The sequence below is a fragment of the Microbacterium sp. X-17 genome, assembly GCF_039615055.1.
Genome location: NZ_JBDHNI010000001.1, coordinates 229,081 through 251,747 on the forward strand (window position 1 = coordinate 229,081; position 22,667 = coordinate 251,747).

The following is a 22,667-nucleotide window of genomic DNA, read 5'->3' on the forward strand; positions in this document are numbered from 1 at the left end:
CTCTCCTTCAGTCGTTGCGATGGATAAGGCGGTCCGCCGCGCGCGCGGCCACCGCCATGATGGTGAGGGCGGGATTCGCGCTGCCCTGCGTGGGCAGCACGCTCCCGTCCGTGATGAGCAGATTGGGCACGGCGAACGTCCGGCAGTCGGCGTCGACGACCCCGCGCGTCTCGTCCGCGCCCATGCGCGCGCCGCCGACCAGGTGGGCGTAGCGCTGCACGGTCATGGTCTCCTGAGCTCCCGCGGCCTCCAGGATGTGCTCCATGGTGGCCTGCGCGGCTTTCGCCAATGCCCGGTCGTTGTCGCCCTGCGAGTAGGCGAAGTGCGCGACCGGGCGGCCGTAGCGGTCCTTCTCGTCGGCCAGCGTGACGCGGTTCTCAGCCCGCGGCAGGAACTCGCAGAGCGCGCCGAGGCACGCCCAGTGCACGTAGTCGGTCATGTAGCGGCGCAGGTCGGCGCCCCAGTGGCCCTGCGCCATGACGTGCTCCGCCCAGGTGATCGGCAGCGGTGAGACGGTCTGGATGGAGTACCCGCGCTTGTACGGCTTGGCCGGGTCGGTCTCGTAGAACTCCTCCGTGCTGACCTCGGGAGGCGGCGCCTTCCACATCCGGATCTCCTGTTCGAACCGGCCTGCGGTCTGCGGCGCGCCCTGCACCATGAGGTAGCGGCCGACCAGGTCGAAGTCGTTGCACAGGCCGTCGGGGAAGCGCGCCGACGCCGAGTTGAGCAGCAGCCGCGGCGTCTCGATCGAGTACCCGGCGACCGCGACCATCCGGGCCTTCTGGAAGCGCGGGACGCCGTCCTTCACGTAGTGGACGCCGGTCGCCCGCCCGGTGAACTGGTCGACCTCGATGGAGGTCACCATGCTGTCGGCGCGCACTTCGGCGCCGTGCGCGAGCGCGTCCGGGATGTGGGTGATGAGCGGCGAGGCCTTGGCGTTCACTTTGCAGCCCTGCAGGCAGAACCCGCGGTAGATGCAGTGCGGCCTGTGCCCGAACCGTCCGTTCGAGATGGCCACCGGCCCGACCTTCGCCTGGATGCCCGCCGCGTACGCACCGCGCAGGAAGGTCTCCCCGTTGCCCGACACCGGATGCGGCCGGTGCGGGTAGCGATGCGGGTCGCCCCACGGCCAGTCCTCGCCGGCGACCGGGAGCTCGTTCTCGATGTCGTCGTAGAACGGGGCCAGGTCGGGGTACTCCAGCGGCCAGTCCGCCCCGACGCCGTCGGCGCTGTAGGTGTGGAAGTCGCTCGGGTGGAAGCGTGGCACGTAGCCGGCGTAGTGCACCATCGACCCACCGACCCCGCGGCCCGAGTTGTTGGAGCCGAGCGGCACCGGGTCGTCGCCGCCGATCTGCCGCGGCTCCGTCCAGTAGAGGTGGTGCGAGCCGGCCTCGTCGCTCACCCAGTCGCGCGCAGGGTCCCAGAACGGCCCGGCGTCGAAGGCGACCGCGTCCCAGCCGGCGCGTGCCAGGCGCTGCAGCATCACGGAGCCGCCGGCGCCGCAGCCGACGATGGCGATGTCCACCTCGTCGCTGTCGGCGAAGCGGCGCATCCCGTGCCGCAGCCGGGGTTCCTCGCGGGAGCCGTCGGGAGTGAGCAGCCACGCGGAGTCGTTGCGCTCGCGGACCGTGCTCATGAGCCGGCCGTCCCGGTGCGCGGCATGTCGTCGGGCTGCGTGTCGGCGACCTCGAACGGCTCTCGGCTGTCGAGCCCGAGGTTCTTGTAGCCGCGCGGATACGCGGGCCCGGCGAAACCGATCTCGTCCCAGGCGGCCGGATGACTGTAGAAGGCAGTGCAGGCGTAGCGCGTCCAGAGGCTCCAGATGCGCGCCCGGTGGAAGCCGCGCCACTCGCCCTCGCCGTCCTTGATGCCGGAGAGCAGGCCGAGCTGCTGCTCCTCGTCGCACACCGCGAAGGCACAGCCATGCACAGCGTGAGCCTCGGCGTCGAGGGCGGCGAGGCTCGTCCGCCACACCTCCCAGTCGTCGGCCATGGAGTCGTAGTGCCAGCCGTCGGTCTCCTTCGCGGCCAGCCGGGCGTCCACCATCGCGGTCACCGGAACCCGGCGGTCCTCGGGATGCTGATCGAGCAGGCGGTCGAACAGCGCGGTCGCCGCCGCCTCCTCCACCGCGTCGAAGAACCGGATGTCCGGCGGACGGCCGACGCGGGAGCGCACGACCGAGCGCGTCTCCTCGTCCCAGTGCGTCGCCTGGTCGAGCACGTGGAAGCCGGGGAAGCGCTGGGGGACGTCGTCGCTCACCTCGCGTGCGGTCACTTCTCCCGCCTCAGGACGGCGGCCAGCAGGCCCATCCCGCCGACCAGGGTGACCAGCAGCGGAGCGAGCAGGGGAGGCCCCATCTCCAGGTTGTAGCGGAGGTTCCGCCAGCCGCCGGGCTTCTGCCCGATGCCGCGGGCGTGCAGCCAGACGCCTTGCAGACCGTTCGCCACGATCGTCGCCGCGGCGAGCGGGAGCGCCGTCTTCGCGGCCGTCCTGCTGAAGAACCCCGCCACCCCGGCGACCGCTCCGATCGGACCGAGGATCACGGGAGCCCACATCCACCGGTTGCCGAAGCTCGCCTTGTCGTGCTCGAAGTAGATCTCCGCGGCGGTCACCACGGCGCCCGCGGCCGTCAGGGCGGAGAGCGAGCGCTCGAACCGGCCCGTCTCCACGTTCCGCACTAGGCGGTCGATCCCGACGGCGGCGCTGCGGGCCGGCCGTCGCGCGGCTCGTCTCATCCGGGTGTTCCGTCGTCCCACGCCGGCCTCACTCGCCGTCGATCTGTTCGAGCAGCTTCTTGGAGGCGCGCGCGATGTCGTCGTGGTCGTTCTGCGCCGCGCGGCTCTCCAGCGAGATGACCGCGCAACGATGGACCTTGGCGAAGTCGCCGTACGGGAAGCTGTAGCGTCCCTTCGTCTCCTCGCTCTTCTCGGCGTCCTCCCCGAGGTGCCAGAGCGCGTACTGCTCCCAGCCGTGCTTCTCGATGAACGCGTTCTCGTCGTCCGCGCTCGGCGCGTCCTCGCTCCAGTCGTCCCGCTCGTCGCGGACCACGGTGCCCTTACCGACGAGCGAGCGGGCGTGGTCGAGCGCCTTCCGGTTGAGCTTGACGGTCATGGTCGTGCCTCCCTGTCGTCCCGACGCCTCACACCGGATGGAATGCCCGCTCGTGCACGAACGCAAGGGGTTGACCGGATTCCCCAGGAGGCGCGGAGGATCGGCGTCTAGCTCCGCAGGGTCGCCGACGGCGGCTCGCCGTACGCACTGCTGTACGCCGCCGCGAAGCGGCCGAGATGCACGAATCCCCACCGGGTGGCGACCTCGGTCACACTGACCGTGCCGGGCTCCGCGGCGGACAGTTCGTCATGCGCTCTCTCCAGCCTGAGCCCGCGCAGATAGGCCATCGGTGTCGTGTCGAGCGAGCGGCGGAACCCTTCCTGGAGGCTGCGGACGCTCATCGAGACCTCCGCCGCCAGCTCGGCGACCGTCCACGGGCGTCCGGGGTCGCTGCGCAGGAGTTCCACCGCTCTCGACACCGGACGGCGGCCCGCAGCGGGCGATGGGCGGGAGAGCAGAGCCGTGTGATTGTGCGGCTGCGCGAACAGCAGGGCCTGGATCAGCATCTGCTCCAGCCGCTGCGCGGCCAGCGGGTGACCGAGCGGACCGTCCACCTGCGCCGCGGCGGCGTCGATCATCCGGAGGGCGTGCAGGATCGACTGCCCGCCCGCTCCGGTGAGGCTCAGCTCGGTTTCGAATTCGAGTGGGCGAGCGGGGCGTCCGCCGAGCAGGTCCTCCAGTTCGAGCTGCAGCCCGTCGCGGGGGAACATCAGCGCGATCTGGGAGAAGCGCTCGCTGAAGTCGAACCCGACCGGTCTCCCCGGCATGAAGACGCCGGCCGTCCGGGGGGTCCCGTACACCGGCGTGCCGAGGGCCGCGCACATCGTCGCGGCGCCGCTGGTCGGGATGTTCACGTGGTAGTTCTCCGCCTCGGCGGTGTCGAGGCGCACAGCGTCCCCGAACCGCATGAAGCCGCACACGATCCGGCCGACGTTCACGGCGTTGAGGGTCAGGTCGACGGCGGTCGTCGATCGTGCGTGGGGGAAGTCCACTGGGAGGTAGACGTCGGTGAGCGCGCGACGGGCCAGCTCGACGTCGCGTCCCGAGGCGATGCGGCGGCTCCTGAACATCTCGTCGTGTTGCGGTCGCATGCCGAGATTGTATGTGCACTAACTAAATGACGGATGGCCGCGCACTTCGGACAGCACCTCGCGCTGAGCGGATATCGAAGGCCCCCCGACGTGCATAGCGTGGATGGGTCGCCGAGCCGCGCCCCCGTCGGCGGCGAACGGTGGTCCTCCCCTTCGGGTGGGGAGGGCCGCCGCATCCTGCTGGACAAGAGGCGGAAATGTATGCACCCACCACGGCACAGCGCGGCCGGCCCTCGATGACCGCCTCGGAGTCCCCGTCGCGGAGGCGCACCTGCCCGCGCTGCGGCGCCCGCGCACGAGTGGTCAGCAACCCCTACTACGGTATCGGCCTGTCGGTCCACACCCAGCTGTGGACGTGCACACGGTGCCAGTCCGTCGGCTTCGTGGATCTCGGGAAAGCGCCGACCGGGAGCCGAGCGGGCGAGCCCGCGAAACCGCAGCCCACGCCGCGGATCCGTGGTGGACTCGCCCGTCTGATCGGCCTCGCCAGGCGGTAGGGCGGTGGAAGGCAACCGCTTCGAGGGGCGTGAGGAGTGGATCACCGCGGTCGATCGTGCGCTCCGGCACCCTGACGCGATCCCGCTCCTGGCCGCGAAGGCCCTCGACCGTGAGACCGTGCTCACGGTCGCCCACGTCGAGGCGTCACAGGCGTCGGACACCGGAGTCTCGACGCTGCCCCACGCGCGCCTCGCACGGCTCGCGGAGCTTCCACGCTCGGTCATCCTGCGTGCGCGCCTCACCTTGATCGAGCTGGGCCTCGAAGACCTGGCCCCCGCCCCTGGAGCGCACCTGCAGCTCCGACGGGAGCTCCGTCACCGCTGAGGTCGAGTCGTCGAACACCTGTCGAAGCGCGCCGTGAGGCGTGGTACGTGTGGAGGGGTCCACCAACCGGAGAGAGGGACCATGACCACCATCGAGAACGCAGCCGGCCGCCTTTCACGCGTGAGTCGCCCGTACGCACCGGCGGAACGGCGCGCAGTCGGCGCGCGTCCCCGGTTCCACCGGCAGCCGGTGCTCCAGGTGATCGAAGCGCCGAAGGACACGAGGACGATCCCCCGGCTGCCGGCGGAGGTCGAGCACCGGCTGCGCAAGGGCGGCGCGGACCCGTGGCTGCCGGTGATCGCAGAGCAGAACCCGGGCTTCAAGATCGTCGCCGCCCGATACGCGAAGGACGGCGACGCCGCCGTCTACACGCTCGTCCCCGAGGACTGAACGCGGTGCGAGTGACGGTCTTCGGCGCCAACGGCGGAACGGGTGCGGCCGCCGTCGAACACGCTCTGGCGGCGGGCCACGCCGTGACGGCCGTCACCCGGCACCCGGAGCAGCTCGGTCGCACGCACGAGCGCTTGACGGTCCGCAGGGGCGACGCGACCGTCCCCGCTGACGTGCGCGCCGCGATCGACGGGGCGGACGCGGTGCTCTCCGCCCTCGGGGTGCCATACAGTCGCGCTCCGATCACCCTGTACTCGCGAAGCGGGCGGTGCATCGTGGACGCGATGTCGGAGGCGGGCGTACGGCGTCTGGTCGTGGTGAGCTCCTCGGCCGTGGATCCGGACGGCTTCCCTGCCGCCGGACCGGTCGACCGCCTCATCGGCCGTTACGTCATCGGACCGATCGTCCATCGCCTCGGCCGCACGATGTACGAGGACATGCTCCGCATGGAGGGGATCATCCGCGCGAGCGGACTCGACTGGACGATCGTGCGACCGCCGGCGCTGTTCGACCGGGAGGCCGCCGGCCCCACCGAGGTGTCGCTTCAGCCGATGACGGGCCGGTTCGTCTCACGGCAGGACCTCGCCGCGATCATGCTGGAGGAAGCGGTCGGCGCCGAGCACATCGCGCGCACGCTCTACGTCCGGTCGATCGGCGGCCGGCCGAGCATCGCACGAACCATCTGGGAGGACGGGATCAGGACGCGAGGCTCGCGATCAGGTTGACCGACGACGCGATGATGACCGCCCCGAACAGGTAGGACAGCAGCATGTGGCGCAGGATCGCGGCGCGGATCCGCTGGCTGGAGATGTCGGTGTCGGAGACCTGGAAGGTCATCCCGACCGTGAACGACAGGTAGGCGAAGTCGAGATACCGCGGTGGAACATCCTCGTTGAAGTCGATCCCGTGCCTCCCGCTGCCCGCCGGTTCGTTGTAGTACAGAACCGCGTAGCGAAGCGTGTACAGGGTGTGGATGAAGAACCACGACAGGGCCACGCACGCCAGGCCGAGCGCAGCGATCAGGTCCTTCCCCGGCGGCGGAGCGTTCTTCGTCTGCCCCAGCAGCAGCGCCAGTGCCGCGAGGCTGGCGATCGAGGCGATAAGCAGAAGGGCATCGCTCGTCGTCCGCGACGGGTCTTCGGCCGCCGCGTGCCGCCCGGTCTCGGAGCCGCCCATCCGGGAGATGGTGATCCAGACCCAGACGAGGTACACCGCGCATGCGACGGCCCAGCCCACCGCTGCCGCATACGCCCACTGGCCGAACAGTCCCGTCACCGCCGCTGCGACGACGCCGGCGGCGATCATGGTGGCGGTGCGAATGCCGGAGACGTGCCGCGACACCTGTTTCTCTGCGTTCATGGCATAGACGCTCCCACCGCGAGGGCGCGCTTCCCAGGTCCCTGAGCAGGTCTTCATCAACGTCGGCCGGAGCGCACCGTGCGCAGCGTGTTCGAAGGATTCGTGGAGGAGGACGTCGACGTCGGCGAGGTGCGGGTCCACGTCCGGCACGGAGGCCGTGGCCCGGCGGTCGTGCTGCTGCACGGGCACCCGCGGACCGGGTCGACCTGGCATCGCGTCGCGCCCCTTCTCGCGGACCACGGTTTCCGGGTGGTCGTGCCCGACCTGCGCGGCTACGGCCGGTCGTCCGCGCCGGAGCCGCGCCCGGACCACTCCCAGGCCTCGAAGCGCGCGATGGCCGATGACGTACGGGAGCTGATGCGCTCGCTCGGGCACGAGCGCTTCCTCCTGGCCGGCCACGATCGCGGCAGCTACGTCGCCTTCCGGCTGGCGATGGACCACCCGGAGTCCGTCGGCGCCGTCGCGCTGCTGGACTGCATTCCGATCGTGGAGCACTTGGAGCGGATCACGCCGGAGTTCGCGGTCGCCTGGTATCACTGGTTCTTCTTCGCGCAGCCGGAGACTCCCGAGCGGGTGATCATGGCCGACCCGGAGGCCTGGTACGGCGGCGACCCGGAGCTGATGGGCCCGGAGAACTTCGCCGAGCGCCGGCGAGCGGTCCAGGACCCGCGTGTCGTGCGGGCCATGCTGGAGGACTACCGCGCAGGTATCGGCGTGGACGCAGCCGCGGAGACCGCCGATCGCGCAGCCGGCCGGCGGATCACCCGGCCGCTGCTGGTCCTGTGGTCCGCCCGGGACGACCTGGAGGAGCTGTTCGGCGACCCGCTGGAGATCTGGCGCGACTGGGCCGACACGGTGTCGGGCGGCCCGATCGCGTCCGGCCACCACATGGCCGAGGAGACTCCCGAGGAGCTGTCGACCGCGCTCGCCGCGTTCTTCACCCGGACCGCGACCGGATGACGGGAGGCCGGTGACCCGCACCACGATTCGGCGCAAGGTCAACCCGCTGGCCGCACGGCGGAGCCGAGCCTAGGTTCGCGCTGAACACGGACTGAAGGAGGGCCAACAGTGGCTACGACATCCAAGACCTCGAACACGGCGACGAAGGCGGCGGCCGCGCCCCGGACCACGCGCGCGAAAGGCGCGGCGCCCGGCGAGCACGCGACCCGGCGCGAGAACGCCGAGAACGGATTCGTCGCCTCGGCGACTCTCGCGGGCGACCTCCAGCAGGTCCAGGTCGACCTGATCGAGCTGTCCCTGCAGGGCAAGCAGGCGCACTGGAACATCGTCGGCCGCAATTTCCGCGACCTGCACCTGCAACTGGACGAGATCGTGGAGGCCGCGCGCGAGTTCAGCGATGCAGTGGGGGAGCGGTTGCGCGCGCTGCACGCGACGACGGACGGCCGATCGCGCACGGTCGCGGAGACGACGACGCTGGCGCAGTTCCCGAACGGCGAGGTCGACACCTCCGACGCCGTCGACCTGATCACGGACAGGCTGGAGACCGTCGTGCGGACGATGCGCTCGGTGCACGACGAGGTGGACGAGGAGGACCCGACCTCCGCCGATCTGCTGCACGCGATCATCGACCGGCTGGAGCAGCTGGCCTGGATGGTCAGCGCCGAGAACCGGCGCCCCGCCGTCAAGTAGCGGGACCGGCCGCGGGCGCGCTCCTGTCCGGAGCGCGCCCGCAGCCGTGTCCGCTTACGGCGTCGGCATCCCACCAGTCACGGTGAGGGTCTCGCCCACCACGTAGCTCGACTCCGGCGACGCGAGGAACACGTAAGCCGGCGCCAGCTCGGCCGGCTGCCCCGGCCGGCCGAGCGGCGTCTTCGACCCGAAGTCGGGCAGCTTCTCGGGAGGCTGCCCCGCGCTGACCTGGAGCGGCGTCCACACCGGCCCCGGCGCGACCGCGTTCACCCGGATGCCCTTCGGCGCGAGCTGCTGGCCCAGCGCCTTGGTGAAGGTGTTGATCGCCGCCTTCGTCGTGGCGTAGTCCACCAGCAGCTCGCTCGGCAGGTAGGCCTGCACCGAGGTGGTGTTGATGATCGTCGCCCCGGCCGGCAGGTGCGGCAGCGCCGACTTGGTCAGCCAGAACATCGCGTAGACGTTCGTCTTCATCGTCTCGTCGAACTGCTCGTCCGGGAGGTCGGCGAGGTCGGTGCAGAACAGCTGCTTGCCGGCGTTGTTGACCAGGATGTCGAGGCCGCCGAACTCGTCGACGGTCCGCTTCACGACCTCGTCGCAGAAGGCCCGCTCGGTCAGGTCGCCCGGGAGCATGAGCGCCGTCTGGCTCGCGCCGCGGATCTGTTCGGCGACGGCTTGCGCGTCCACCTCCTCCTCCGGCCGGTAGACGATCGCGACATCCGCTCCCTCCCGCGCGAAGGCGATGGCCACGGCCGCGCCGATCCCGGAGTCGCCGCCGGTGACGATCGCCTTGCGTCCGGCGAGGCGGCCGTGGCCCACGTAGCTGCTCTCGCCGTGGTCCGCCGGCGGGTCGAGCTCGCTGTCCGTCCCCGGTTCGGGCACCTGGGTCTCCGGCGGGTGGATGTGCGGGTAGCGGTCGACGGGGTTGTCGAACTCGTACTGGCTCTGAGGCATCGCGGGCTCCTCTCAGGCCGCCGGGTGCAGGACGACCTTGGTCCAGCCGTCGTCGCGCGCGTCGAAGTGCGCGAACGCGTCGGGCGCCTCGGTCAGCGGCAGTTCGTGGGACACGATCGCGCTCGGCGTGGCCTTGCCGTGGATGATCAGGTCGCGCAGCTCGCGGTTGTACCGCTTGACCGGGCACTGGCCGGTGCCGAACGCGATGCCCTTCTCCCAGGCGGCGCCGAAGCTCCACGGCACGCGCCCCTCCTTCGAGCCGGCGTCGGCCGCGCCCGGGTCCTCCGGGACGTACACGCCGACGATGCCGATCCCGCCGGTCGCCCGCACCACGCTCACGAGGTTGTCGAGAGCGAGCTCGGGATGCTCGTGGCCGGACGAGTCGTGGGCCTGGTAGCCGACGGCCTCCACGCCGCGGTCGACGCCGAAGCCGTCGGTCGCGTCCAGGATGGCCTCGACCGGGTCGCCGTCGGCGAGGGAGACCGGGGTCGCGCCGAAGGTCTGGGCGAGCGCCAGGCGGTCGTCCTCCTTGTCGACCACGAAGACCTGCGAAGCCCCGCGCAGCATGGCGCTGTGCGCGGCCATCAGCCCGACCGGGCCGCCGCCGAAGATCGCGACCGACTCGCCGGTTCGGAAGCCGGACAGCTCCACCCCGTGGTAGCCGGTCGGGAAGATGTCGGAGAGCATGGTGAAGTCGCTCTCCCACTGGTCGCCCGCCGGCAGCTCCAGCAGGTTGAAGTCCGCCCACGGCACGCGCAGGAACTCCGCCTGGCCGCCGCGATACGGGCCCATCTTCGGGTAGCCGTAGCCCGCTCCCGGGTTGCCCGACGGGTTCGCCCGCAGGCAGGCGGACGTGTAGCCGAGGTTGCAGTTGCGGCAGGTGCCGCAGGCGAGGTTGAACGGCACGGAGACCCGGTCGCCGACCTTGACGCGGTCCACTCCCGGTCCGACCTCCTCCACGATGCCCATGTTCTCGTGCCCGAACACCATGCCGGGCTCCATGTCGGCCCTGCCCTCGTACGGGTGCAGGTCGGAGCCGCAGATGTTCGCGGTGGTGATGCGGATGACGGCGTCGAGCGGCTGCTCGATCCGTGCGTCCTCGACCTCCTCCACTGCCACATCGCGGGGTCCTTTGTAGACGACGGCCTTCATGCGTTCCTCCAGTGTTTTCGTTCGTAGTCGGTCGAGGCGGACGCTACGCGGCGAACCCCACGGATGAAGCCGGTTGTCTGCTCAGGGGAGGGCGCGTACCGTGCGCGCCGACCGTCCCGAGACCGCGAGGGAGGGACACACGCTCGCGGGCGCAGCGCAAGGGGCTTGATCACGTCGGATTGCGGCTCAGAGTGCGTTTCATGGACACGAGCCGGACCGACCTCGCATGATGACCGCGCCGGCCACGATCACCGGGATCAACGCATACCTCGACGCCGCGGCGCGCTGCGGTGGCAGCGTCGCACCCCTGCTGGAGGCGCTGCGCACGACGCCCCCGGGCTCCCTGCTGCCGCTACCCGGTTCGGGGCGCACGGCCGAACGCTTCCGCGGACTCGCCAGGGTCGCGGCGGTCGACGTGACGGCAGCGCGCGTGATCGAACCGCACCTGGACGCCGTGGCGATCCTCGCCGAGGCCGACGCTCCCGAGCCCGAGCAGGGCACGACCTGGGGCGTGTTCGCCGCGGAGGCTCCCGGCGACGCGCTGCTGGCCTGCCGGGAGCAGGACCGCTGGGTGCTGCGGGGTCGCAAGCCGTGGTGCTCGCTCGCCGGCAGCCTCACCAGCGCGCTCGTCACCGCCTCCACGCCCGAAGGCGGCCGACGGATGTTCGCGGTCTCGATGGGGGCTCCCGGTGTGACGGCCGAAGCGGCGCAGTGGGTCGCGCGCGGCCTCGCCGAGGTGGTGAGCGGTCCGGTCGCGTTCGACCATTCGCCCGCGCGCCCCGTCGGCGGCGACGGCTGGTATCTGGACCGCCCCGGTTTCCGGTGGGGCGCGATCGGTGTCGCCGCCTGTTGGTGGGGCGGCTGCCTCCCGATCGTGGACGCCCTCATCGCGCGCGCCAGGAAGCGCCCTGACGACGCGATCCTCGCCGCACGGGCCGGCGAGCTCTACCGCCGCCTCGACGCCGGCCGGCTGGCGCTGGACGACGCAGCCGCCCGGATCGACGCGCACGAGGTCCCGGATCCGGCCGTCCTCGCCCACGCCGTCCGCGGCACGGTCGCCGACGCGGTCGCGGCCACGCTCGACGCCGCCCGCGAGGTCCTCGGACCGGCCGCCCTCGCGTTCGATGAGGGACTGGCCCGACGCTGCGCCGACCTGGAGCTCTACGTCTCGCAGTACCATCGCGGCCGCGACGACGCGTCGCTCGCGGGCCACTTGGCGGGAGGGCTCCTCGCGTGGTGACCTTCGACCCGCTCGTCGCAACGACGCCGTTCGACGCCTGGGAGGACCCGTCGATCTGGGAGGGCGTGCCGCACCGGACCCGCGACTGGCTCGCCGGCTTCAGCAGGATCATCGTCTTCTCCGCGCATCCCGACGACGAGACGCTCGGTGTCGGCGGCCTGCTCGCCATGGCCGCCGAGCTCGGCATCGACATCTCGGTCGTCGTCGCCACCAGCGAGCGCGAAGAACGTGTCACGGAACTGACGTCCGCGCTGTCCCGGCTCGGGTCGACCATCGACCTGACCGTCCTCGGCCTGACGGACGGCGGCCTGAAGCACGAGGCGGATCTCGTCCGCGATGCGGTGGAGCTGGCCCTGGCCGCTCGCCGCCGCGAGGGCCTGCTCGTGCTGGCGCCCTGGCCGGGAGACCGCCACGGCGACCATCGCACCCTCGGCCGCGAGGTCGCCTCGGCGTGCGCGGTGCACGGCGACGCCCTGCTGCTCTACCCGATCTGGCTGTGGCAGTGGGGATCCCCGGACGACCTCCCGCGGGACCGGGTGAGCGAGGTGGAGCTGACCGCGTGCGCCCGCGCTCGGAAACGCGTGGCGCTCTCGATGTTCGCCAGCCAGATGCACACCGCGGAGAACCCCGACGGTGTGCTCACGGACGACTTCGTCGACCGGGCCGTCGAGGGCAGGGAGATCCTCTTCGAACCGGAGGCGAGCGTCGCGGGCGACCATTTCGAGGCACTGCACCGGGTGAGCGCCGACCCGTGGTCCGTGCGCACGCGGTGGTACGAGCGGCGCAAGCGCGCGATCACGTGCGCGGTCCTGCCGACGGAGCGGTACGCGCGCGGCTTCGAGATCGGCTGCTCCAACGGCGAGATGTCCGCGCTTCTCGCGGAGCGGTGCGAGGCGCTGCTCAGCGTCGACACCGCGCCGACGGCGGTGGCGTTGGCCACCGAGCGGACTGCCGCCCACCCGAACGTCGACGTCCAGAGGATGCGCGTGCCCGACGAGTGGCCCGACGGCCCGTTCGACCTCATCGTGGTCTCCGAGGTCGCCTACTACCTCGCGGCGGATCAGTGGGCGACCACCGTCGATCGCATCCTCGGGTCGCTCGCGGAGGGCGGCCACGTCGTGCTCTGCCACTGGACGGGCCACGCCGACGACTTCGCCCAGTCCGGCTGGGACGCCCATGCCGCCTTCGCGAACCGCGCCGGACTCCGTGTGCTGGTGCAGCACCAGGACGAGGACTTCCTCCTGGAGGTCTTCGGATGACGGTCGACGGCGTGCTCGTCGTCGTCCCCGCGCGCAACGAGGAGTCGACGCTGGGCTCGTGCCTGGAGTCCATCGAGGCGGCACGGGCGACGGTCCCGGTCCGCTCCACCGTCGTGCTCGTGCTGGACGCGTGCACGGACGGTTCAGCCGACGTCGCGCGCGGGTTCCCGGACGTCATCGTGATCGAGCGCGACCACGAGAACGTCGGCCGGAGCCGCCACGACGCCGTCGTCGCCGGGCTGGGCGCGTCGCCGATCCCGGAGGATCGCACCTGGATCGCGTTCACCGACGCCGACAGCGTGGTCCCGCAGCGCTGGCTGGACGAGCACCTGAGCGAGGCGGCGACCTCGGCCGCGTACGTCGGCGCCGTCGTTCCGCGACTGGACGAGCTCGACGAGGCCAGGCAGCGTGCGTGGCAGCGGAGCCATCCACCCGGCGCCACCCTCGGTCACGTGCACGGCGCGAACCTCGGCGTGCGGGCGGACGCCTACACGCGGGTGGGCGGATTCCTGCCGCTGTTCGTCGGGGAGGACGTGGACCTCGTCGCCCGGCTGCGCGCGGCCCGCTACCCGATCGCCGAGAGCGAGCGCCACCCGGTGACGACGTCGAGCCGCCTCACCGGGCGTGCTCCCGAGGGGTACGCGGCCTACCTGCGCGACCTCACGATCTGACCGGGAGCGAGAAACCCCGGGCCCCGCGCGGGTGATTCGGGTTGCGGTCTGCCTCCGGCCAGGTACTCTCACGTATGGATGGGGGTCGGTCTAGAGGAGGGCGTGGCGGATGGGCTCGCTGGTTTACGAGTCGTTGGTCTTCGAGTTCGATGACCGGTTGCTCGCGCATCTGCAGGTCGTGATCGTCAACAAGCTCCGCCGGGGAGAGCCGTTCATCATGTCCTGGAAGGTCGCCTCGGAGCGGGGGAGCGGGCGCGGGTCGATCTGGTTGGACCCGAGCACCCCGCTCTACTTCGAGTTCGACGGCTCGCGGTCGCCGTCGATCAACCGCGAGTGGCTCGCCCGGCTGGCCAATGCCGCAGACAGCACCCGTGGTCTGGTCGTCGAGGGCGAGGACGGCGGCAATCCCGTGGTCGGGCGGCCGGTGCCGATCGGTGTGCACCGGGCGTTCCACGCGAACTGACGCCGGTCAGTAGTCGTAGAGCCCCCCGAACGGGAACTCGCTGTCGCCCGTGTCCCGTTCGTCGAACTGCACGGTCTCGACCGTGAAGACGACCTGGCTCGAGTGGGTGATGAGCACGCTGACCTCCCGGTTGCCCACCACCGTGAACGTCACGAACGTGCCCGGCGAGTTCACTGCCGCCTCGATCCGCCCCCGCAGGTCTTCCGCTTCCGAGCCCTGGGCGAGGAAGAACGACCTGCCATTGATGGACACTTCCGTGCGCACCATCGTTCGTGTCTCTGTCACCCCGTGAACGCTACTCCCCTCGGCACGAGTTCGGCAGCCGCAGCGTCCGCCGAACTCTCCTCTCCTCACGCCTCGGCTACTCCGCGGTGTGACCCGAGGCTCCCGGTGTCGCCGGATGCCGGTCCACCTTGACCCAGATGGGCGGATGGGGCCGCCGGCGCTCGCGGTACAGCCGCAGGGCGAAGGGCGCCCAGAGGACGATCCCGACCCCCACGCCGACGAGCATGCCCCCGACGGTGTCCAGGATCCAGTGCGCGCCGAGGTAGGTGCGGCTGAGCATCATCAGGAGGGTGTAGACCAGCCCCGCCACCCAGACCCAGGCGCGCCAGAAGATGATGGCGAGGGTCGTCGCGATGAGGGCCGCGGTGGCGCTGTGCCCGGATGGGAACGAGCCGAAGTCCGGTTGGACGAGGATCGCCGTCGGCCGCGGGCGTCCGACGAGGTTCTTGATGATGGTCACGATCACCCCGCTCGTGACCGCGGCGATCACGTAGTACAGCGCGGCCCAGGGGCGGCGCCAGATCAGCAGGCCGCCGATGATCACGAGCGGGACGTAGACGATCGAACTGATGCCGCCGCCCACCTGATCGAGGACGAGCGCCGGGATCGTCCAGACCGGCGCCCGCGCCGCGACGAGCGCGTTCATCCACGCGAGCTCGAAGCCGAACGGCTTGTCGGCCTGCCGGTAGAAGATCACCGTCGCGAGCAGCACGACGAAGAGGAGAGCCGCCGCACCGGACACGACCGGCCACAGTCGCGCGATCTTCACCTCGGCGGGAGCGTCGCTCTGGAGGACCTCTTCGACCGCCTCCACCGGCCCCTCGCCCGGTCCGGGCCGCTCGCCGCTCACGGTGACTCCTGCGCGGCGGGCCGCACCCGGACGGTCCGCCAGGTGTCCACGGCGATCACGCCGCCGATGACGACGAGCGAGAGCGACATCGAGGCGAGCACATCGGTCGGCCAGTGGTACCCCAGGTAGACCCGGCAGGCGGCCGTCGCGAGCGCCAGGACGAACGCGACGACGAGCGCGATGACCGCGTACACGGGGTTTCGGCGGCGCGAGAAGATCAGGTACGTCGTGATCAGGAGGAAATCGGCTGCGCCCATCACGTGCCCCGAGGGGAACGACGAGGTGTGGTCCACGCCGATCAGCATGGCGCTGACGGGCGGCCGGTGCCGGCCGATGACCGGGGCGAGGATCTGGACGGTGGCCACGCCCACCAGCATGCTCCCTGCGAGGAGCAGCGGTCGCCACGCGTGTCGCGCCGCGAAGCCCCACCAGACCACCGTGACGAGGACGATGATCGGCAGGACGACCGGACCGAAGACGATGGCGACGGTCGCCATCACGACGGTCAGCGTCGGTGATCGCATGCCCTCCAGCCAGCTCTGGATCGGCCGGTCGATCACCGACAGCCCGTCGCTCTCGCGGACCGAGTCCAGGACGACGAGGAAGCAGACCAGCCCGACCAGCACGAGGACGGCCGAGCTGATGTAGAGGTTCCTCCGCGAGGACGCAGGGACGACCCGCTCCTCGACGATGAACTTCTCGTGCCATCGTCCACCCGACCCCGCGCGTCGATCGCTCAGCGCTGAGGTCATCGGAGGTTCCTGCTCATCTGCCGCCCTTCGGTCCGCATGGTCGACCGAGCATACGGCGAAGTCGAAGGCATCGCCTCGGGGTTGAACCTCGCGCGCATCGTGCTACGGCTGCGCAGCTCGTTGCACGGGGGGCGCGGGTGCTCAGCGCCTGCCAGAGGGCCCGCTCACGCAGTGCTCTCGCGCGGGATCAGTTGATGGGGCGCGATGAACTCCTGCGCCTCCACCGTGGGATCGTCGATGCGGGCGGCGAGCCGGTTGACCGCGGTGCGCGCGATGAACGGGATGTCGAGGGAGACCGTGCTGAGGGAGGGGCGCGAGTACCGGCCCTCCTCGATGTCGTCGATCCCGATCACCGCGATGTCCTCCGGCACCCGCAATCCGGCGTCGAACACGGCGCGGATGGCGCCCATGGCGAGGAGGTCCGAGTAGCAGAAGATGGCGTCGGGGCGGCGGTCCTGCGCGATGAGCGCGGCGGCGGCGGCGTAGCCGTCGGCGCGGCCGTAGTGCGGGGCGGTCATCTGGAGGGCCTCCACCGGCCGGCGTCCGTGCTCTTCGAGTGCGAGCTGGAACCCTTCGGTGCGCTGGAGCGGGGTGGCGTACTCCTCCGTGGGCTGGGCGCCGATCGCCGCGATGCGGGTGCGGCCGCTCTCCAGGAGGTGCGTGGTGGCGTCGTGCGCTGCTCGGACGTTGTCGATCGCCACGTGATCGAACCGCCCGTCGAAGACGTGCTCGCCGAGCAGGATGATCGGCAGCTCCTCCGACGCCTCGATGTCGTCGAGCTCGTCGCGCGTCGCGAGCGGCGCGAACAGCATCCCGTCGAACAGGTTGCGCCGGCCCCCGCCGCGCAGCAGCTGGCGCTCGCGCTCGTGGTCCTGCCCGGTCTGGTCGATCATCACCTGGAACCCGAGCGCGTCGGCCTCGTCGATCACCGCGCGCGCGAGCTCGCTGAAGTACGGGACGTCGATCTCCGGCACGACCAGGGAGAGCAGGCCGGTCTTCCCCGTGCGCAGGGTGCGGGCGACCGGGTTCGGGACGTAGCCGAGGTCGTCGATCGCGCGCATCACGCGGGTGCGCATCTTCTCGCTCACGTGCTCGTATCCGCTGACCACGTTGGACACCGTCCGCACCGACACCTGTGCTCGATCGGCGACATCGCGCAACGTCGCGGGCATGGCTCTCCTCTCGCAGTTTCCACATCCTATCGTTTGCAACGATTGCAAATGTGCGTTATGGTTTTGCATACGTTGGCAAACCACCGCAGCGAGCGGATCCCCTTGGCCGACGTATCGTCGATCCTGCACAAAGGAGTGTCATGAAGCTCACACCACGCAACGCCCGCGGCGCTGCTGTCCGCGTCGCGGCCGTGGCCACCGCGGCGCTCGTCGCCGTCGGCCTGAGCGGCTGCGGCCCGGAGATCGGCTCCGGGAGCGCCTCCACCTCCACGGCCGACGCGTCGGTCCTGAAGGCCCCCACCGCGAGCTCGCCGAAGGGCACCATCACCATCTGGGACCGCTCCGGCGACCTGTTCAAGGTCTTCGACGCCGCGATCAAGGACTTCAACAAGGTCTACCCCGGCATCACCGTCAAGCACGAGGCCGTCGACATCGACAGCAAGCTGCAGAACACGCTCATCACCGGCACCGACGTGCCCGACGGGGTGTTCCTCGACGACGCCAAGGTCGGCGGCTACGTCGGCTACCTCTGGAACCTGAAGGACGTGCTCGCGCCGTACACGAAGGACATCGCCAAGCAGAAGGTCGACGTCAACACGGTCAAGGGCGGCATCTACGGCGTCCCGTTCGACCTCGACCCTGGCCTGCTGTTCTACAACGCCAAGGCCCTGAGCGCCGCCGGCATCGACCCGAGCGGCATCCGCACCTACGACGACCTCATCGCCGCCGCGAAGAAGTACCAGGCCTACAAGCCGGGCGCCAAGCCGATCCACCTGGAGCAGACCACGTTCCTCGGCCAGCTGCAGCTGGAGATGTACGCGAGCCAGCTCGGCACCAGCCTCGCCGGCGCCGACGGCAAGCTGCGCCTGGACTCCCCGCAGTACACGAAGATCCTGACCTGGCTCGACTCGGTCCAGAAGCAGGGCCTCGGTACGCGCGCCGAGTACCTCAGCCCCAGCGACATCGGAGCCCTCGACTCCGGCAGCGAGGTCTTCTACCCGTGGGCGCAGTGGTTCGACTTCGCGCCGCAGCAGCAGCTGAAGACGACGGTCGGCGACTGGCGCGCGATGTCCCTGCCCGCGTGGTCGAACGGCGGCGCCCGCAGCGGCGCGATGGGCGGCTCGTCGTTCGTGCTGCCCAAGGACGGCAAGAACTCGCAGCTCGCGTGGCTGTTCTACAAGTTCCTGATGTTCGACAAGGCCGGCTACACGGCGGTGTACGGTCCGAACAGCGTCTACCCCGGAGGCCTCAACACCTCCGTCCCCGCCTACCAGCCCGCAGCCGACCCGGCCAAGCCGCTGTTCAAGCCGATCCCCGCCCTGGGCGACCAAGACCTGTGGAGCACGGCGATCACGGCCGGCAAGCAGATCCCGGGCGGCGCACCGATCCCGTCCTGGTGGTCCGGGGCCGTGGACTATCTCGGCAACGACCTCCAGAAGATGCTCGACGGGACGATGACGCCCAAGCAGGTGATCGACCAGTCCTCGACGGACATCCAGACCAACCTGATCGACCGCAAGTAGCGGCCGGACCGACCCCTCCGCCGAACGCACGCACCACGAGGAACGACGTGACCACCACACTGACAGCACCGCAGGCGACCGGCCTCGGCAGAACGCGCCGTGGGCGCGGCCTGCCCTGGCGGCGCCGGCTCGCCCCCTACCTGTTCGTGCTCCCGTTCGTCGCGGTCTTCCTCGCGTTCAGCATCTACCCGCTCATCTTCACGCTGCGCCTGAGCTTCACGGACTGGCACGGCGCGGGCGCGGCGGAGTGGGTCGGTCTCGGCAACTACGCCTACCTGCTCGGCAGCGCCGACTTCTGGTCGTCGCTGGCGAACTCGGGGATCCTCTGGCTGCTGATCGTCCCGGTCCAGCTCGTGGTCTCCGTGGTCATCGCGGTGCTGCTGAACACCTCGAAGCTCCGGCTGCGCGGGTTCTACCGGCTGGCGTTCATCGTCCCGTTCGTCACGCCGCTCGTCGCCGTCGCCCAGATCTGGATCGTGCTGTTCGACCAGAACTACGGTGCGGTGAACGCGGTGCTCGGCGCAGTCGGGCTGCCGCACATCGGCTGGCTGGTGACCAGCGCCTGGGCGAAGCCGACGCTCGCGCTCCTGTTCCTCTGGAAGACGACCGGGTTCGTCGTCATCATCCTGCTGTCCGGCCTCCAGTCGATCGACGCCAGCCTCTACGAGGCCGGATCCCTCGACGGCGCCGGCCGGATCCGGCAGCTCTGGAGCATCACCGTGCCGCTGCTGCGCCGCTCGCTGATGTTCTGCGTGGTGCTGCAGACCCTCGCGGTGTTCCAGATGTTCGCCGAGCCGTACGTGGTGACCAAGGGAGGCCCGTACGGGTCGACCACCACCGCCGGGCTCTACCTCTACAACCACATCACCCGGGCGGACCTGGGCACGGGAGCGGCCAACTCGTTCCTCCTCGTGATCGTCGTCATGGCGCTCTCGCTCGTGTTCGTCCGCCTGCTGCGAGCCAAGGACTGACCGATGGCCGACGTCGTTATCCGCAAGCGCCGCCCCCACCTCGGCTCGCACGCGTTCCTGCTCGTGCTGACAGTGGCGTTCCTCGCGCCCGTCGCGTGGGCGATCCTCTCGTCGCTCAAGCCGGCGGCGGAGATCATCCGCGACCCGCTCGGCTTCGATCCGTCCGCCTTCACGCTGGACAACTTCCGGGGAATGCTCCAGGACGTCCCGATCGCTTCCGGGTTCCTCAACACCGGGGTCGTGCTGCTCGTGAAGGGGGCGATCACGCTCTTCTTCGCGCCGCTCGCCGCCTATGCCTTCGCGAAGTACGACTTCCGCGGCAAGAACCTGATCTTCGGCGCGGTGCTGCTCACGCTGATGCTGCCGACGATCGTCCTCATCATCCCGCTGCTGCTGGAGATGAAGGAGCTCGGCTGGGTGAACACCTACCAGGCGCTCATCCTCCCCGGCTCGGTCGACGCGTTCGCGATCTTCTGGATGCGGCAGGTCATCGCCGCCGTGCCCGACGAGCTGCTCGACGCGGCGCGCGTCGACGGCTGCGGCGAGTTCGGGATCTTCTGGCGTGTGATCGTGCCGGTGATCCGCCCGGGGCTGGCCGGCCTCGCCGTGCTGACCATCATGAACATCTACAACGACTTCGTCTGGCCGGTCGTCGTCGCGAGCTCCAGCCGGATGGCGACCCTCCAGGTGGTGCTCTCGACCCTCGCCCAGAACATCTCGGGCAACAAGGTCGGCGCGGACTACGCCACCGTCACCGGCGAGCTGCTCGCCGCGGCGACCGTCGCGCTCATCCCGCTCCTCATCCTGTTCATCGTGCTGCAGAAGCACTTCATCAACGGCATCCTCGCCGGAAGCGTAAAGGGCTGACTCCATGACCATCGCAGAAACCGCCGTCGACCTCGACGCCGCCGCCGACCTCGACGTTCCGAGGCCCGAGTATCCGCGCCCCGACCGCGACCGCTCGGCCGCCTGGCTGAGCCTCAACGGACGCTGGAGCTTCGAGGGCGACGAGCGCACGCCCGACGAGATCGTGGTGCCGTTCGCCTGGGAGACCGAGGCGTCGGGGGTGCAGCGCACCTGGCTGGAGCACGCCGTGTACCGGAGGACGATCATCGCCCCGGCCGAATGGTCGGGCCGCCGGATCGTGCTGTGCTTCGGCGCGGTGCACCACCACGCCGTGGTCTCGCTGGACGGCGTGGAGGTCGGGCGGCACTCCGGCGGGCACAGCTCGTTCGAGTTCGACGTCACCGGGCTGCTGGCGCCGGGTGCACCCGCCGAACTGCGGGTGGAGGTCGACGCGCCGGCGGACAAGCGCGCCCTCCCGCACGGCAAGCAGCGCTCCATCCCGCGCGACGACTACGACGGCGTCGCCTTCACGCCCACCTCTGGCATCTGGCAGAGCGTCTGGCTGGAGGCGCGAGGCCGCAGCTACGTCGTGGACGTCTCGGTCCGCGGCGACTCGCTCACCGGCTTCGACCTGGAGGGCGCCGTCGCCGGCGACCCGGCGGACGGCCTCCCCGTGGTGGCCGAGGTGGCCGGGAGCCGGGTCGAGCTGCCCATCGTCGGCGGCCGCTTCCGGGGTCGAATCGAGCTCCCGGAGCCGCGACTCTGGAGCCCGGACGACCCCCACCTCTACGCGATCGAGCTCACCGTGGGGGAGGGCGAGGCCGCCGACCGGCTCACCGTCACTGGTGGCCTGCGCCGCATCGAGACCCGCGGCGAGGCGCTCTACCTCAACGGGGAGCGTTTCTACCTGCGCGGCGTGCTCGACCAGGGCTACTGGCCGCGCACCGGCCTCACCGCGCCGGATGCCGGCACGCTCGTCCGCGACATCGACCTCGCCCGTGAGCTGGGCTTCAACCTCGTGCGCAAGCACCTCAAGTTCGAGGAGCCGCTCTGGCTCGACTACGCCGACCGAACCGGCATGCTGGTGTGGGCCGAGCCGCCGTGCCCCAGCCGGTTCAGCGCGGAGGCCGCCGAGGCGTTCGAGGCGCAGCTGCCGGAGCTGGTCTCCCGCGACGGCAACCACCCGTCGATCGTCGTCTGGGGCCTCTACAACGAGGAGTGGGGCCTGGACTGGGACATCCCCGGCAGCCCCGAGCGCGCAGCCGCCGCCGTGCACGCCTACGAGACCATGCGGGCGCTGGACGACACCCGCCCGATCGTGGAGAACTCCGGCTGGGCGCACGTGCGCACCGACCTGGTGGACTGGCACTACTACGACGAGAACCCGGCGAACTGGGCGCGCAACCTCGCGGAGCTGGCCGCGGGGGAGCGCGAGACGTTCGAGGTCAAGCTCGGCCCCGACTTCATCGTCGACAAGTCGTTCTACGGCTCGGAGGATTTCCCGCGCACCGGGGTCCCCATCCTCAACAGCGAGTTCGGCGCGGGCTTCACCAGTCTGGAGCGCGCCTGGCACGTGCGCTGGCAGACCCAGGAGATCCGCCGCCACGACCGCTTCGCCGGCTACGTCTACACCGAGCTCACCGACGTCGAGCACGAGATGGCCGGCCTCCTCGACGCCGGCCGCCGCCGCAAGGACCTCGGCGGCCTGAACCCTGCGGACTCCTTCGGCCCGACGGTGCTGGTCGTGGACGTGGTGCCGGCCCACGCCGGCGCCGACATCCCCGTGCCCGTGGAGCCGTTGACGGTGTCCGTTCACGTGTCGCACCTCGGGGCGACCGGCGTCGAGGGCGTGGTGCGCGCCGCCTGGGGTGCTGCGGGATCGACGTTCTCGGAGGGAGCTGCACCTGTGGCCTCCGCTCCGGTCGTCGCGGCGCCGTACCGCCTGAGCGACGCCGCCGTGCTGACGGCGCCGGCCCCTGGCGGACCGTCCCGGCTGCACCTGTGGCTGACCGTCGATGGGGGGACGATCGCGCGGACGTTCATCGACGCCGCCCCGATCGAGCAGCCGAACCGTCGGGGGTCGCGCCCCGCGACCTGACCCCCACCCCT

General features: G+C 70.7%; 25 protein-coding genes. 13 read left to right on the plus strand and 12 right to left on the minus strand.

Features of this window, described 5'->3' with window-relative positions; genetic code table 11:
• Nucleotides 1-7: 7 nt before the first annotated feature.
• The 5 genes from ABCS02_RS01050 to ABCS02_RS01070 form a co-directional block, all read right to left on the minus strand.
• A complete protein-coding gene (locus ABCS02_RS01050) occupies nucleotides 8-1,636 on the minus strand; it encodes a GMC family oxidoreductase (RefSeq protein WP_345833756.1) in 1,629 nt (542 codons plus the stop codon).
• A complete protein-coding gene (locus ABCS02_RS01055; protein ID WP_345833757.1) occupies nucleotides 1,633-2,274 on the minus strand; it encodes a gluconate 2-dehydrogenase subunit 3 family protein in 642 nt (213 codons plus the stop codon). Before ABCS02_RS01055 ends, ABCS02_RS01050 begins: the two co-directional genes overlap by 4 nt.
• The gene (locus tag ABCS02_RS01060) at nucleotides 2,271-2,735 is read right to left on the minus strand and encodes a hypothetical protein (protein ID WP_345833758.1); all 465 of its coding nucleotides are present in this window, start codon (nucleotides 2,733-2,735) and stop codon (nucleotides 2,271-2,273) included. The genes ABCS02_RS01055 and ABCS02_RS01060 overlap by 4 nt, the downstream gene beginning before the upstream one ends.
• A gap of 28 nt (nucleotides 2,736-2,763) precedes the next feature.
• Nucleotides 2,764-3,111 carry a hypothetical protein gene (locus tag ABCS02_RS01065; protein ID WP_345833759.1) on the minus strand — a complete coding sequence of 116 codons (348 nt, stop codon included), beginning with the start codon at nucleotides 3,109-3,111 and terminating at the stop codon, nucleotides 2,764-2,766.
• 107 nt (nucleotides 3,112-3,218) lie between these two features.
• Entirely contained in the window at nucleotides 3,219-4,202 is a 984-nt protein-coding gene (locus ABCS02_RS01070; protein WP_345833760.1) for an AraC family transcriptional regulator, read from the minus strand.
• Nucleotides 4,203-4,703: 501 nt separating this feature from the next.
• Between ABCS02_RS01070 and ABCS02_RS01075 the strand changes: the two genes are divergently transcribed.
• The 3 genes from ABCS02_RS01075 (at nucleotide 4,704) to ABCS02_RS01085 (ending at nucleotide 6,139) form a co-directional block, all read left to right on the plus strand.
• Nucleotides 4,704-5,024 (plus strand): hypothetical protein, encoded by a 321-nt coding sequence (locus tag ABCS02_RS01075; protein ID WP_345833761.1) that lies wholly within the window; start codon nucleotides 4,704-4,706, stop codon nucleotides 5,022-5,024.
• Nucleotides 5,025-5,105: 81 nt separating this feature from the next.
• The gene (locus ABCS02_RS01080) at nucleotides 5,106-5,414 is read left to right on the plus strand and encodes a hypothetical protein (protein ID WP_345833762.1); all 309 of its coding nucleotides are present in this window, start codon (nucleotides 5,106-5,108) and stop codon (nucleotides 5,412-5,414) included.
• 11 nt (nucleotides 5,415-5,425) lie between these two features.
• Nucleotides 5,426-6,139 (plus strand): NAD(P)H-binding protein, encoded by a 714-nt coding sequence (locus ABCS02_RS01085; protein ID WP_345833763.1) that lies wholly within the window; start codon nucleotides 5,426-5,428, stop codon nucleotides 6,137-6,139.
• On the opposite strand, the gene ABCS02_RS01090 is transcribed toward ABCS02_RS01085, so the two are convergent.
• Complete coding sequence (locus ABCS02_RS01090; RefSeq protein WP_345833764.1) at nucleotides 6,111-6,773, minus strand: DUF1345 domain-containing protein; 663 nt, start codon at nucleotides 6,771-6,773, stop codon at nucleotides 6,111-6,113. The genes ABCS02_RS01085 and ABCS02_RS01090 overlap by 29 nt on opposite strands.
• Nucleotides 6,774-6,860: 87 nt before the next feature.
• On the opposite strand from ABCS02_RS01090, the gene ABCS02_RS01095 reads away from it, so the two are divergent.
• A complete protein-coding gene (locus ABCS02_RS01095; RefSeq protein ID WP_345833765.1) occupies nucleotides 6,861-7,733 on the plus strand; it encodes an alpha/beta hydrolase in 873 nt (290 codons plus the stop codon).
• Nucleotides 7,734-7,841: 108 nt separating this feature from the next.
• On the plus strand, nucleotides 7,842-8,423 hold the full coding sequence (locus ABCS02_RS01100) for a DNA starvation/stationary phase protection protein (protein ID WP_345833766.1): 582 nt from the start codon (nucleotides 7,842-7,844) through the stop codon (nucleotides 8,421-8,423).
• A 54-nt stretch (nucleotides 8,424-8,477) separates the two neighbouring features.
• Here the strand turns inward: ABCS02_RS01100 and ABCS02_RS01105 are convergent, their stop codons facing one another.
• Both ABCS02_RS01105 and ABCS02_RS01110 read right to left on the minus strand, forming a co-directional pair.
• Nucleotides 8,478-9,374: a glucose 1-dehydrogenase gene (locus ABCS02_RS01105; RefSeq protein WP_345833767.1), complete on the minus strand. Its 897-nt coding sequence runs from the start codon at nucleotides 9,372-9,374 to the stop codon at nucleotides 8,478-8,480.
• 12 nt (nucleotides 9,375-9,386) lie between these two features.
• Entirely contained in the window at nucleotides 9,387-10,526 is a 1,140-nt protein-coding gene (locus ABCS02_RS01110) for a glutathione-independent formaldehyde dehydrogenase (RefSeq protein ID WP_345833768.1), read from the minus strand.
• A 226-nt stretch (nucleotides 10,527-10,752) separates the two neighbouring features.
• On the opposite strand from ABCS02_RS01110, the gene ABCS02_RS01115 reads away from it, so the two are divergent.
• From ABCS02_RS01115 to ABCS02_RS01130, 4 genes are all read left to right on the plus strand, one after another.
• Nucleotides 10,753-11,766, plus strand: a complete 1,014-nt coding sequence (locus tag ABCS02_RS01115; RefSeq protein WP_345833769.1) for an acyl-CoA dehydrogenase family protein — start codon at nucleotides 10,753-10,755, stop codon at nucleotides 11,764-11,766.
• Nucleotides 11,760-13,025, plus strand: coding sequence for a bifunctional PIG-L family deacetylase/class I SAM-dependent methyltransferase (locus tag ABCS02_RS01120; RefSeq protein WP_345833770.1), 1,266 nt, complete (start codon nucleotides 11,760-11,762; stop codon nucleotides 13,023-13,025). The genes ABCS02_RS01115 and ABCS02_RS01120 overlap by 7 nt, the downstream gene beginning before the upstream one ends.
• Complete coding sequence (locus ABCS02_RS01125; RefSeq protein ID WP_345833771.1) at nucleotides 13,022-13,696, plus strand: glycosyltransferase; 675 nt, start codon at nucleotides 13,022-13,024, stop codon at nucleotides 13,694-13,696. Before ABCS02_RS01120 ends, ABCS02_RS01125 begins: the two co-directional genes overlap by 4 nt.
• A 109-nt stretch (nucleotides 13,697-13,805) precedes the next feature.
• The gene (locus ABCS02_RS01130; protein ID WP_345833772.1) at nucleotides 13,806-14,159 is read left to right on the plus strand and encodes an ATP-dependent DNA ligase; all 354 of its coding nucleotides are present in this window, start codon (nucleotides 13,806-13,808) and stop codon (nucleotides 14,157-14,159) included.
• A 6-nt stretch (nucleotides 14,160-14,165) separates the two neighbouring features.
• Here the strand turns inward: ABCS02_RS01130 and ABCS02_RS01135 are convergent, their stop codons facing one another.
• From ABCS02_RS01135 to ABCS02_RS01150, 4 genes are all read right to left on the minus strand, one after another.
• Nucleotides 14,166-14,444 (minus strand): hypothetical protein, encoded by a 279-nt coding sequence (locus tag ABCS02_RS01135; protein WP_345833773.1) that lies wholly within the window; start codon nucleotides 14,442-14,444, stop codon nucleotides 14,166-14,168.
• A gap of 76 nt (nucleotides 14,445-14,520) precedes the next feature.
• The gene (locus ABCS02_RS01140; RefSeq protein WP_345833774.1) at nucleotides 14,521-15,294 is read right to left on the minus strand and encodes a phosphatase PAP2 family protein; all 774 of its coding nucleotides are present in this window, start codon (nucleotides 15,292-15,294) and stop codon (nucleotides 14,521-14,523) included.
• On the minus strand, nucleotides 15,291-16,046 hold the full coding sequence (locus tag ABCS02_RS01145; RefSeq protein ID WP_345833775.1) for a phosphatase PAP2 family protein: 756 nt from the start codon (nucleotides 16,044-16,046) through the stop codon (nucleotides 15,291-15,293). The genes ABCS02_RS01140 and ABCS02_RS01145 overlap by 4 nt, the downstream gene beginning before the upstream one ends.
• Nucleotides 16,047-16,210: 164 nt before the next feature.
• On the minus strand, nucleotides 16,211-17,218 hold the full coding sequence (locus tag ABCS02_RS01150) for a LacI family DNA-binding transcriptional regulator (RefSeq protein ID WP_345833776.1): 1,008 nt from the start codon (nucleotides 17,216-17,218) through the stop codon (nucleotides 16,211-16,213).
• Nucleotides 17,219-17,358: 140 nt separating this feature from the next.
• Here ABCS02_RS01150 and ABCS02_RS01155 point away from each other — a divergent pair, with 140 nt between their 5' ends.
• Genes ABCS02_RS01155 through ABCS02_RS01170 form a run of 4 tightly spaced genes read left to right on the plus strand, consistent with a single transcriptional unit; the run spans nucleotide 17,359 to nucleotide 22,656 of the window.
• Nucleotides 17,359-18,741 (plus strand): extracellular solute-binding protein, encoded by a 1,383-nt coding sequence (locus ABCS02_RS01155; protein WP_345833777.1) that lies wholly within the window; start codon nucleotides 17,359-17,361, stop codon nucleotides 18,739-18,741.
• Between the two features lie 47 nt (nucleotides 18,742-18,788).
• Nucleotides 18,789-19,712, plus strand: a complete 924-nt coding sequence (locus tag ABCS02_RS01160; protein ID WP_345833778.1) for a sugar ABC transporter permease — start codon at nucleotides 18,789-18,791, stop codon at nucleotides 19,710-19,712.
• 3 nt (nucleotides 19,713-19,715) lie between these two features.
• Nucleotides 19,716-20,579, plus strand: a complete 864-nt coding sequence (locus tag ABCS02_RS01165; RefSeq protein WP_345833779.1) for a carbohydrate ABC transporter permease — start codon at nucleotides 19,716-19,718, stop codon at nucleotides 20,577-20,579.
• A 4-nt stretch (nucleotides 20,580-20,583) separates the two neighbouring features.
• On the plus strand, nucleotides 20,584-22,656 hold the full coding sequence (locus ABCS02_RS01170; protein ID WP_345833780.1) for a glycoside hydrolase family 2 TIM barrel-domain containing protein: 2,073 nt from the start codon (nucleotides 20,584-20,586) through the stop codon (nucleotides 22,654-22,656).
• Nucleotides 22,657-22,667: the final 11 nt, after the last annotated feature.

Bases quoted from the DNA above. Each gene is read 5' to 3' on its own strand.
- ABCS02_RS01050 (WP_345833756.1), bottom strand. From the start codon at position 1,636: ATGAGCACGGTCCGCGAGCGCAACGACTCCGCGTGGCTGCTCACTCCC.
- ABCS02_RS01060 (WP_345833758.1), bottom strand. From the start codon at position 2,735: ATGAGACGAGCCGCGCGACGGCCGGCCCGCAGCGCCGCCGTCGGGATC.
- ABCS02_RS01065 (WP_345833759.1), bottom strand. From the start codon at position 3,111: ATGACCGTCAAGCTCAACCGGAAGGCGCTCGACCACGCCCGCTCGCTC.
- ABCS02_RS01070 (WP_345833760.1), bottom strand. From the start codon at position 4,202: ATGCGACCGCAACACGACGAGATGTTCAGGAGCCGCCGCATCGCCTCG.
- ABCS02_RS01080 (WP_345833762.1), top strand. From the start codon at position 5,106: ATGACCACCATCGAGAACGCAGCCGGCCGCCTTTCACGCGTGAGTCGC.
- ABCS02_RS01090 (WP_345833764.1), bottom strand. From the start codon at position 6,773: ATGAACGCAGAGAAACAGGTGTCGCGGCACGTCTCCGGCATTCGCACC.
- ABCS02_RS01105 (WP_345833767.1), bottom strand. From the start codon at position 9,374: ATGCCTCAGAGCCAGTACGAGTTCGACAACCCCGTCGACCGCTACCCG.
- ABCS02_RS01110 (WP_345833768.1), bottom strand. From the start codon at position 10,526: ATGAAGGCCGTCGTCTACAAAGGACCCCGCGATGTGGCAGTGGAGGAG.
- ABCS02_RS01115 (WP_345833769.1), top strand. From the start codon at position 10,753: ATGATGACCGCGCCGGCCACGATCACCGGGATCAACGCATACCTCGAC.
- ABCS02_RS01125 (WP_345833771.1), top strand. From the start codon at position 13,022: ATGACGGTCGACGGCGTGCTCGTCGTCGTCCCCGCGCGCAACGAGGAG.
- ABCS02_RS01130 (WP_345833772.1), top strand. From the start codon at position 13,806: ATGGGCTCGCTGGTTTACGAGTCGTTGGTCTTCGAGTTCGATGACCGG.
- ABCS02_RS01145 (WP_345833775.1), bottom strand. From the start codon at position 16,046: ATGACCTCAGCGCTGAGCGATCGACGCGCGGGGTCGGGTGGACGATGG.
- ABCS02_RS01150 (WP_345833776.1), bottom strand. From the start codon at position 17,218: ATGCCCGCGACGTTGCGCGATGTCGCCGATCGAGCACAGGTGTCGGTG.
- ABCS02_RS01155 (WP_345833777.1), top strand. From the start codon at position 17,359: ATGAAGCTCACACCACGCAACGCCCGCGGCGCTGCTGTCCGCGTCGCG.
- ABCS02_RS01165 (WP_345833779.1), top strand. From the start codon at position 19,716: ATGGCCGACGTCGTTATCCGCAAGCGCCGCCCCCACCTCGGCTCGCAC.
- ABCS02_RS01170 (WP_345833780.1), top strand. From the start codon at position 20,584: ATGACCATCGCAGAAACCGCCGTCGACCTCGACGCCGCCGCCGACCTC.